This is a genomic window from Salipiger bermudensis HTCC2601 (genome assembly GCF_000153725.1).
GTDB classification, from domain to species: Bacteria; Pseudomonadota; Alphaproteobacteria; order Rhodobacterales; family Rhodobacteraceae; genus Salipiger; species Salipiger bermudensis.
The window spans coordinates 49086-58733 of the sequence record NZ_DS022276.1 but is presented as its reverse complement, the minus strand read 5'-3'; the positions used below and the strand labels follow the sequence as shown (position 1 = coordinate 58733).

At 66.3% G+C, this 9648-nt stretch carries 12 protein-coding genes; 10 read left to right on the top strand and 2 right to left on the bottom strand.

Features of this window, described 5'->3' with window-relative positions:
- From R2601_RS00250 to R2601_RS00210, 10 genes are all read left to right on the top strand, one after another.
- Positions 1–742 (top strand): 3,4-dihydroxy-2-butanone-4-phosphate synthase (locus R2601_RS00250; protein ID WP_302621465.1); only part of this gene is annotated, 742 nt, incomplete at its 5' end.
- A complete protein-coding gene (locus R2601_RS00245; protein WP_007791790.1) occupies positions 742–1293 on the top strand; it encodes a 6,7-dimethyl-8-ribityllumazine synthase in 552 nt (183 codons plus the stop codon). The genes R2601_RS00250 and R2601_RS00245, both read left to right, overlap by 1 nt.
- On the top strand, positions 1290–1781 hold the full coding sequence (gene nusB / locus R2601_RS00240; protein ID WP_007791787.1) for a transcription antitermination factor NusB: 492 nt from the start codon (positions 1290–1292) through the stop codon (positions 1779–1781). The genes R2601_RS00245 and nusB overlap by 4 nt, the downstream gene beginning before the upstream one ends.
- Before the next feature lie 126 nt (positions 1782–1907).
- Positions 1908–2195, top strand: a complete 288-nt coding sequence (locus R2601_RS00235) for a hypothetical protein (protein WP_007791784.1) — start codon at positions 1908–1910, stop codon at positions 2193–2195.
- Positions 2196–2307: 112 nt separating this feature from the next.
- Positions 2308–4266 (top strand): DNA topoisomerase IV subunit B, encoded by a 1959-nt coding sequence (gene parE, locus R2601_RS00230; protein ID WP_007791781.1) that lies wholly within the window; start codon positions 2308–2310, stop codon positions 4264–4266.
- A gap of 2 nt (positions 4267–4268) precedes the next feature.
- Entirely contained in the window at positions 4269–4721 is a 453-nt protein-coding gene (locus R2601_RS26590) for a hypothetical protein (protein WP_144266887.1), read from the top strand.
- On the top strand, positions 4690–5082 hold the full coding sequence (locus tag R2601_RS26585; protein WP_144266886.1) for a hypothetical protein: 393 nt from the start codon (positions 4690–4692) through the stop codon (positions 5080–5082). The genes R2601_RS26590 and R2601_RS26585 overlap by 32 nt, the downstream gene beginning before the upstream one ends.
- 211 nt (positions 5083–5293) lie before the next feature.
- Complete coding sequence (locus tag R2601_RS00220) at positions 5294–5947, top strand: adenosylcobinamide amidohydrolase (RefSeq protein ID WP_007791775.1); 654 nt, start codon at positions 5294–5296, stop codon at positions 5945–5947.
- A 118-nt stretch (positions 5948–6065) separates the two neighbouring features.
- Positions 6066–6776 (top strand): DUF1194 domain-containing protein, encoded by a 711-nt coding sequence (locus R2601_RS00215; RefSeq protein ID WP_007791772.1) that lies wholly within the window; start codon positions 6066–6068, stop codon positions 6774–6776.
- A gap of 53 nt (positions 6777–6829) precedes the next feature.
- Positions 6830–7513 carry a hypothetical protein gene (locus R2601_RS00210; protein ID WP_007791769.1) on the top strand — a complete coding sequence of 228 codons (684 nt, stop codon included), beginning with the start codon at positions 6830–6832 and terminating at the stop codon, positions 7511–7513.
- Between the two features lie 18 nt (positions 7514–7531).
- Here the strand turns inward: R2601_RS00210 and R2601_RS00205 are convergent, their stop codons facing one another.
- Both R2601_RS00205 and R2601_RS00200 read right to left on the bottom strand, forming a co-directional pair.
- A complete protein-coding gene (locus R2601_RS00205) occupies positions 7532–7939 on the bottom strand; it encodes a c-type cytochrome (RefSeq protein ID WP_007791768.1) in 408 nt (135 codons plus the stop codon).
- 82 nt (positions 7940–8021) lie between these two features.
- Positions 8022–9518, bottom strand: a complete 1497-nt coding sequence (locus tag R2601_RS00200) for a hypothetical protein (protein WP_007791766.1) — start codon at positions 9516–9518, stop codon at positions 8022–8024.
- Positions 9519–9648 lie beyond the last annotated feature (130 nt).

Genomic DNA, 9648 nt, shown 5'->3' with positions numbered 1-9648 from the left:
TCGACGCTCGAAAGGCGCCGCAGACATCGCGACCCCCGGCCACGTCTTCCCGTTGCGGCCAAGTCCGGCGGCGTTCTGGTGCGTGCCGGCCATACCGAGGCCGCGGTCGACGTGTCGCGCTTGCAGCCTCAACTCCGCCGGGGTGATCTGCGAGATCATGAACGAGGACGGCTCGATGTCGCGCCTGCCCGAGCTGGTGGCCTTCGCGCAGAAGCACGGCCTCAAGATCGGCACGATCTCCGACCTGATCGCCTATCGCCGCCGCCATGACAATCTCGTGCGCGTCGAGCGCTCGCAGACCGTCAGCTCCGAGTTCGGCGGCGAGTGGGACATGCGGATCTACTCCGACACCACCCATGGCGACGAGCATATCGTCCTGTCGAAGGGCGATCTCTCGGGCGACGCGCCGGTGCTGGTCCGGATGCACGCGCTCGACCCGATGCTCGACATCGCCGGCACCGGCCATTCGGGCCGCGCCGACGAGTTCCGCGACGCCATGACCGTGGTGGCCGAGGAAGGCCGCGGCGTGGTCGTGCTGCTGCGCGACACCGCGATGAAGCTCGACCCCGAGGAGGGCAGTTCGCCCAAGACCCTGCGCCAGTACGGTCTTGGCGCGCAGATCCTCTCCTCGCTCGGACTGTCCAAGCTGGTGCTGCTGACCAATTCGCCGACCCCCAAGGTGGTTGGGCTCGACGCCTACGGCCTCGAGATCGTCGGCACCCGCAAGATCGGAGACGCCTGATGGCCTCGAACGAAGAGCATTACACCCTGCCCCGACCGGAGTTCGACAAGCCGGTGAAGATCCTCATCGTGGTGGCACCCTATTACAAGCAGATCGCCGAGCAGCTGGTCGCCGGCGCCAGCGCCGAGATCGAGGCGGCGGGCGGCTTCCACGAGGTGATCGAGGTGCCCGGCGCGCTCGAGGTGCCATCGGCCATCGGCATCGCCGAGCGGATGTCGAATTTCGACGGCTACGTGGCGCTTGGCTGCGTGATCCGCGGCGAGACCACGCATTATGACACGGTCTGCAATGACAGCTCGCGCGGGCTGACGTTGCTGGGTCTTCAGGGCCTGTGCATCGGCAACGGAATCCTCACGGTCGAGAATTACGATCAGGCCTGGGCCCGCGCCGAGGCGGCGGGCCAGAACAAGGGCGGCGGCGCCGCCGCGGCGGCCTTGCATCTGATCGCGCTGGCCCGTAGGTGGGGCGGCGCCCGCAAGGGGGTGGGATTCGTCCCCTCCCGCGACGAGTACCAGATCGCGGGTGCCTCACGAGGAAACGACAGCGCATGACCACCCCGGACACCCCCCCGGCCCTCTCGGGCAATCAGAAGCGGCGGATGAAATCCGCCTCGCGGCTCTACGCGGTGCAGGCGCTGTACCAGATGGAAGCTGGGGACGTGGCCGTCGAGAAGGTGCAGCGCGAGTTCGTCGACTACCGCTTCGGCGCCGAGATCGACGAGGGCGTCGAGATGGTCGAGGGCGATGTGACGCTGTTTGGCAAGATCACCTCGTCGGCGGTCAACTGGCAGGCCAAGATCGACCAGATGACCGACCGCGCGCTGGTCGCCAAGTGGCCGATCGCCCGCATCGACCCGACCCTGCGGGCCCTGTTCCGCGCCGCCGGCGCCGAGCTCGTCGACAGCGACACTCCGCCCAAGGTCGTGATCTCGGAATATGTCGAGGTGGCTTCTGCCTTCTTCCCCGAGGGCCGCGAGCCGCGCTTCGTCAACGCCGTGCTCGACCACATGGCCCGCGAGGCCCGGCCCGAGGCTTTCTGAGCCCGCCTCGCCCCTGCCTCTCCCGTCGATCCTGACCAGCCCGCGCCGCGATTTCGCGGCGCTCGCTATTCGTGGGGCGAGGATTTTCGCAATCCGAAGCGTCATACGTCTGTTACACTTCCGGGCATGCGGACCCTCGCCCTGATTCCCTTCCTGCTCCCGGCCCCTGCCCTCGCGGCCTCGCCGATTGCCGAGGTGCTGTGCGAACCGGGCCCGCAGATGACCAAGCGCCTCGCAACGCGCTACGGCGCCACGCTTTCCTCCACCGGCCTTCGCAATCCCGAGGAGGTGGTCGAGGTCTGGACCGACGCTGACGGCGGCTGGACCATGGTCATCGCCTATGCCTCGGGCACCTCCTGCATCGTGGCGATGGGCGAGCACTGGGCGCAGCTTCAGCCACAAGATCCGGCGTAATCCACAGGCTTTCCCCCATGATCGTGGGGTCTGACGCCGCGCGGACCCTTTTCGCGGCTGTCCCGCTCTGCCATAATCGACGCCAATCAACGATCAGAACGAGCAGCGCACCATGGCCGACGATCTTCTCGCCGCAACCGATACCCCCGACTACGACGCCTCCTCCATCGAGGTTCTCGAGGGGCTCGAACCGGTCCGAAAGCGGCCCGGCATGTATATCGGCGGCACCGACGAGCGGGCGCTGCACCACCTCGTGGCCGAGGTGCTCGACAACTCGATGGACGAGGCCGTCGCCGGCCACGCCAACCGCATCGAGGTCGAGCTGCATGGCGATTACGCCGTTACCATCCGCGACAACGGCCGCGGCATCCCGATCGATCCGCATCCCAAGTTCCCCGGCAAGTCGGCGCTCGAGGTGATCCTCTGCACGCTGCACGCCGGCGGCAAGTTCTCCGGCAAGGCCTACGAGACCTCGGGCGGTCTGCACGGCGTCGGCGCCTCGGTGGTCAACGCGCTGTCGGATTCGATGGTCGTGCAGGTGGCCCGCAACAAGGAGCTCTTCGAGCAGCGCTTCTCGCGCGGCATTCCGCAGGGCGGGGTCGAGAAGGTTGGCGCGGCGCCCAACCGCCGCGGCACCACCGTGACCTTCCACGCCGACGAGCAGATCTTCGGCTCGCACCGGTTCAAGCCGGCGCGGCTGTTCAAGATGGTGCGCTCCAAGGCCTACCTGTTCTCTGGCGTCGAGATCCGCTGGAAATCCGCCATCGACGACAACGAGACCCCGCTCGAGGCCACCTTCCACTTCCCCGGCGGCCTGTCGGACTACCTGACCGAGACGCTGGGCACCGCCTCGACCTATTCCGAGAAGCCCTTCGCCGGCACCGTCGACTTCAAGGAAAAGTTCAACACGCCCGGCAAGGTCGAATGGGCGATCAGCTGGACGCCCTCGCGCGACGGCTTCATCCAGTCCTACTGTAACACCGTCCCCACCCCCGAGGGCGGCACCCACGAGGCCGGGTTCTGGGCCGCGATCCTCAAGGGCATCCGCGCCTATGGCGAGCTGGTGAACAACCGCAAAGCCAGCCAGATCACCCGCGACGACCTGATCACCGGCGGCTGCGCGCTGGTGTCGTGCTTCATCCGCGAGCCGGAATTCGTTGGCCAGACCAAGGATCGCCTCGCCACCACCGAGGCGCAGCGCCTCGTCGAAGGCGCGGTGCGCGACCATTTCGACAACTGGCTCGCCGCCGATACCAAGTCCGCCGGCGCCATCCTCGACTTCCTCGTGCTGCGCGCCGAGGAGCGCCTGCGCCGCCGGCAGGAGAAAGAAACCGCCCGCAAGTCGGCCACCAAGAAGTTGCGCCTGCCGGGCAAGCTCACCGACTGCACCAACAAGAACCGCGAGGGCACCGAGCTGTTCATCGTCGAGGGCGACTCGGCCGGCGGGTCGGCCAAGGGCGCCCGCTTCCGCGAGAGCCAGGCCCTGCTGCCGCTCAAGGGCAAGATCCTCAACGTGCTGGGCGCGGCCTCGAACAAGCTCACCTCCAACGCCGAGATCCGCGATCTCTGCGAGGCGCTCGGCGTGGGGCTCGGCACCAAGTTCAACGTCGATGATCTGCGTTACGAGAAGATCATCATCATGACCGACGCGGATGTCGACGGCGCCCATATCGCGGCGCTGTTGATGACCTTCTTCTACACCCAGATGCGCCCGCTGATCGATGGCGGCCACCTCTACATGGCCTGCCCGCCGCTCTACCGCCTGACCCAGGGCGCCCGCCGGATCTATGTCGCCGACGACGCCGAGAAGGAGGAGATGCTGAAGAAGGGCCTTGGCGGCAAGGGCAAGATCGACGTGCAGCGTTTCAAGGGTCTGGGGGAGATGGACGCCAAGGACCTCAAGGAGACCACGATGGACCCGGCCACCCGCAAGCTGATCCGGGTGACCATCGACGAGGACGAGCCCGGCGAGACCGGCGATCTGGTCGAGCGCCTGATGGGCAAGAAGCCGGAGCTGCGCTTCCAGTACATCCAGGAGAACGCGCGGTTCGTGGAAGAGCTGGATGTGTGAGAATGGCCAATAGCGCTTCAGGGAAAGGTGTATATCTTGCATTCGCAGATGAGTCCGACCATACGGCGAAAAACAGCTTTACCGCTGTTGGCCTTACGGCAATTCCAGCCTCTGAAGTCGCAGCGATCAGCAAAAAAATAAGCGCGCTTCGCTACGAATGTGGAGCATTTTGTGCCACCGATCTTCTAAAATTTAACCTTAAGTCACGCCCTGAAACCTGTGATAAGAAAACTCATGAGGATCTGAAAACCCAATGCGTCACGATCGCGAAAGATCATGGCGCATTTTTCATCGGCTATGCCTACTTCAACCAGGCCCACAAAAGCAACAACCCTGAACGAAATCGAGCTTTCGGTTTCAATTCTGTCTTGCAGAAACTTAACCAAGAAATGTTGGAGCGAGATTCCTTTGCGGTCGCACAGATTGATCGTCTCGATTTCTCAAAAAAAATATAAAATTTACAATGATGGCTTTTCATATCTAAGAGAGAAATTTCAACAGGGGAACGAGTTCCAACAAGGCTTCTCAGAACTAGATAGAATTATTTCTTTCTCTATGTCTTGCGAAGGAACGTCACACCTTCAGTCAGTAAATGATATTTTGACAGGCAGTTTTCGATACCTTGCCAACGGGGACAATCCGCAAGCCCGGAAAGCCCTCCAAAAGCAGATCGAAGAAGTTATGTTAAAGTCCTCAAGTGGAAAATTCAAAGAGTATGGCTTCTTGCTGCGCCCAAAAATGCAAAAGAACCTGCCGGCGGGAGTGAAGGCAGAGTATCAGATGCTTCGAAGCTTCTTAAATAGCAACAACGAATGAACGGATCGAGCGCCATCGCCGGCCCGCGGGATGGCGATGCGACCTCCGAACCTCTCGATTTATCCCCGCCACGTCCGAAGGACCTCGACACTTACGCTTGCGTCGCCAGATCGCCAGCCCGAGGGGGCGGGCCGGCGATGGCGCGGCGGCCTTCGGCCTTGATTCCGCGCAGGCGTGATGATCGAAGAACGGAAAACCACGCGGCCCGCCCATGCTCACCCTCTCCCCGCCCTGGCTGACCTTCGATCTCGGCCAGCCCATGCAGATCCTCAGCTTCGCGCCTCATAATGGCGGGCTGGTCGAGGCGCGCCGCATCCTCTGGCGCGAGGTGCGCAATGCCGATCTGTCGGAGGATCTCGACGCCATCGCATGGCTCGAGGCGCAGCTCGAGGACCGAGAGGCGACGGACGCCGTCTGCTTCCTGACCTCGCGCAGGCTCGACGCCCACCGCAGCGCGACGGCCACCGAGGACGGCGTCACCGCCACCGCCGTGGTCACTGCGGGGCTGTCGAACGCCGAGCGCATCGGCACCCGCCTGCCGCAGACATGGATGCAGCCGGCGAAGGACTGGGGCACCATCAACATCGCGCTGCGCCTGTCCTGCCCCCTCGGCCAGACCGCCCTCATCGAGGCGCTGAGCCTCGTGGCCGAGGCGCGCACCGCAGCCGTGCTCGAGGCCCGCACCGACCTGCCCACCGGCCGCGCCACCGGCACCGGCACCGACTGCATCGCCGTGGCCGTGCCAAAGGGCTGCGCCGCCTTCGCCGGCAAGCACACCGCCGCCGGCCACGCGCTTGGCCGCGCGGCCTATGAGGCGACCCTCGCCGCGGTGAAGGATTGGCAACGCGACGCAGAGGGCTGGTGAGCCAAGCGGCACGACACTGCAGATCCGCTCACATCTGCGTCAGGCCCACCACGCGGCGCTTCGCGAAACCAACCCATCAGGGCTAGCCTTGCCGCAACGCCACGATGGAGCCCTGCCCATGCGCCGCCTCGCCCCTGCCCTCGCCCTCACGCTCCTCGCCAGCCCCGCGCTCGCGCAGGACACCGATCTCGAGCTGGTGCTGCTGGCCGACAGTTCGGGCTCAATCTCGCCCGCCGAGCTGATGTTCCAGCGCGAGGGCTACGCGCAGGCGATGACCGATCCGGAGGTGCTTTCCGCCATCGCCAACACCGCCTATGGCGAGATCGCCGTGACCTACATGGAATGGGCCGCGCACCAGGGTCAGGTGGTGAAGTGGATGCGCATCAGCGATGCCGAGGATGCGCAGGCCTTCGCCGACCAGCTGCTGACCACGCCGCGCATGGCCTTCGGGCGCAACGCCATCGGCGCGGCGCTGCTCGAGGCGGCCTGGCAGATCGAGGCCAACGACATCGACGGCTGGCGCAAGGTGATCGATTTCTCCGGCGACAGCGCCGGCAACTGGTCCGGCCCGCCGATCGAAGCCGCCCGCGACGAGGTCCTCGCCAAAGGTATCACCATCAACGCCCTGCCGATCCTGCGCCCCGATGATCCCGGCCGCGCCCAGGGCGGGCTCGAGGCGATCTACGAGCAGCGCATCATCGGCGGGCTCGGTGCCTTCGTGGTCACCGCCGAGGACCGCGACAGCTTTGCCGAGGCGGTGAAGCGCAAGCTGATCCTCGAGATCTCGTCTTCCGGCATGGTCGACAAGCGCCACGCCGCCGCCGACTGAAACCGCGCGAGACGGCGCTTGCGCCCGGCCCAACACTCTGCCCCTATCGCTTCATGCGTATCCTGGCCTTTTCCCTTTGCCTGCTGCTTGCCGCCTGCGGCCGCCCGCTGACCACGAACGAGGTCTCGTTCCTGACCGCAATGCAGGGGCCCAGCTTCGACGGGGATCGCATTCGCTTTCACGACGGCCTCTGGGCCGGAAAGATCACCTACCAGCGTCCGATCCGTCCGCGCCTGACCTGCATGGAGCGCATGTGGCCGCCTTCGCGCGGGGAGACCGTGACCGTCTCTCCCGGCGCGATGACGCTGTTCCGCCACGTGTTCTACCGCGAGGATCTCTACCGCGACGATTTCGTGCCGGAGTACCCCGAGCGCATCGACCTCGCCGACGCCATGCTGCTGGCGCATGAGGCCACCCATGTCTGGCAGTGGGAGAACCGCGCCCGCACCGGCTATTCGCCGCTGAAGGCGGCGCGAGAGCACCGGGTGTCGGAAGACCCCTATCTCTTCGACCCAGGGAACAGCGCCCGCTTCCTCGATCACGGCTACGAGCAGCAGGGCGCCATCGTCGAGGAATATGTCTGCTGCCACGTGCTCGACCCCGAGGCGCCGCGCACCGCCCGTCTGCGCGAGATGATCTCGGCCGAGATGCCGGTCGCAGGGCTCGAGGCGGTGCTGGACGATCCCGAGGTGCTGGTGCCGTGGCGCGGCATCCAGCCCGAGGGCATCTGCCGCTGAGGCCCGGCAGCGCCGGGGCTAGTCCGGCTTCTGGATCTCGAGCAGGTAGGTCACCAGATCGACCACCGGCCTTGAGGTCAGCACCGGCTGGCCCGCGGGGGTCTTGATCGGCACGTCGAACACACCTTCGAAATAGTCACCGTAGACCGGCATCGGAGAGCCGTGGCTGACCAGCGGGTCGCGGCCGTCGATGCGTTTGACGATGCGCTCGAGCGGGAAGCTGCCGCCATTGGCCGCCGAGAGCTCGGTCAGGTTGACCGGCTTGATCAGCAGGACCCCGGCCATCGGCCCGTCGCCCCGGCCTTCGAGCCCGTGGCAGGTGGCGCAGTGGGTGTGATAGAGCGAGCGGCCGATATCGGCGTCCTGCGCAGAGGCCGCGCCGCTCAGGGCGGCGACTGCCAGCGTGGCGAAAATGAATGTCCGCATGAGATCCTCCCCGTGCTGTGCGGGGAAGTCTCTCACTCCTCGAGGGCCCGCGCCTTGACACCGGTCAAGGTGGGTGCCCGCCTCAGACCACCGCGAGATGGCTGCCGCTGCGACCCGCCTCCATCGGCCAGGGCGCAAGCCGGCCCTCGATGCGCAGGGTGGCATGGCCGGTGGCGCCGCGCGGGTGCACCGCAAGGTCGACCATCTGGCCGTCGAAATTGCTGAACCCGAGCGAGAGGCTCTGGCCCTGCGCCTCGAAGCGGCGGCGCAGCACGTGGCAGGCGATGGCCTCTCCAAGACGCAGATCCCGGTAGTTCTCGGACTGAAAGTAGTTGCCGCTCACCGAGCGCGCCAGTGCCACGTCGGCGGCCAGCCGGTCGGCCTCGGCGCCGATATCGATGCCGGTGCCCTGGCTTCCGACCATGCGAAGGCGGGCGTGCCGACGGCTGTCGAACACCGCTTTCAACAGGGTCGAGAGCGCCCCCGCGACCACCGCCTTGGCCACGTGATCGGCGCGATGCGATGGCTGGTCGTCACGCAGCGACGGCAGGTGCAGGTCGGCCCGCCCGCGGCGGACGCCCCCCTGCGCCCGGTTCATCCGGTCGACCCAGTGCAGCAGTTGCGGCGCCTTCCCGGCGAGCTCCTCGGCGCAGGCGGCAAGGTCGCCCTCGCCCCCGACAGGCTGATCCTCCCGCGCCAGAAGCGCCGTGATCCGCGCCGCGGTCACCGAGGGACGGCTGAGACGGTCGGCGCGGCCCTGCATGCGCATCGCCGCCGAATAGGAGCGCTCGGCACACTCGGCCATCATCGACAGCAGGGCCTGGGCAGAGACCACGCCCGGCGTGGCGATGGCCTCGAGCCCGGGGTCGAGGGGCGCCCGGCGGCCCAGCAGCCGCAGCGCAGCATTGAAATAGATCCGGCAGGGATGGCTGGCATGCAGCCGCCCGACCAGAGCCCGCGGCGTGATCAGCGCCTCGCCCTGCGAAGCGCCCTGCCCCGGCAGCGCCAGCGAGGCGCCGGAGCAGCGTTCGATCCACTCGAGCCAGCGCGACATCGGCGCATCGGCATCGGGCGCGGCGCAGGGCTCGGTCTCGGCGCAGTTGGCGCGATCTGTGGCGTGCAGGGTCGAGAGACGGATCTGCGGTCCACGATGCGCCACAACGCCGCGAAACAGGCTGCGCAGGGTCAGCTGACCATCGCCGTTCAGCCGAAGGCCGCGGCGCTGGTCAGCATCCCCGCAGACGGTCCGGGAGCAAAGAACCGTCTCGACAGGCCCGGGAACGGGAAGGGCCTGATCGTTGAACCAGCTCAGCGAGCGTAGTTCGCAGAGCAGTTCGTGAAGGGTGAAATGGGTGCTCGCATCGATCCAGATCTCGCAATGGGGATCCTGCATCAGCTCGAAGGGCAGATCGCGGACCAGCGCCATGGCGTAAAGCTCGGCCAGTTCGGCGGCAAGCTCGGCCGGCCCCATGCGCGGCGCGGCGGGAAGCTGGAGATGGAGCCCGGCAGGCGTGTCGCGGCGGAGGCCGCCATCGATGACGTGCAGCCCGTTCTGGTGTGTCTCAAGCCGGATGCTCATGGTGATATTCCCTGTCGCTGGCGGCCTCTCGGCGGACCGCCTTGGATAACGTGACGTAGGGACAATGTGACCGGCCCGCGTGAACGCAGCGTGAGTGAACCGCGATTTCCGCGTGATCGGACCGCGAATT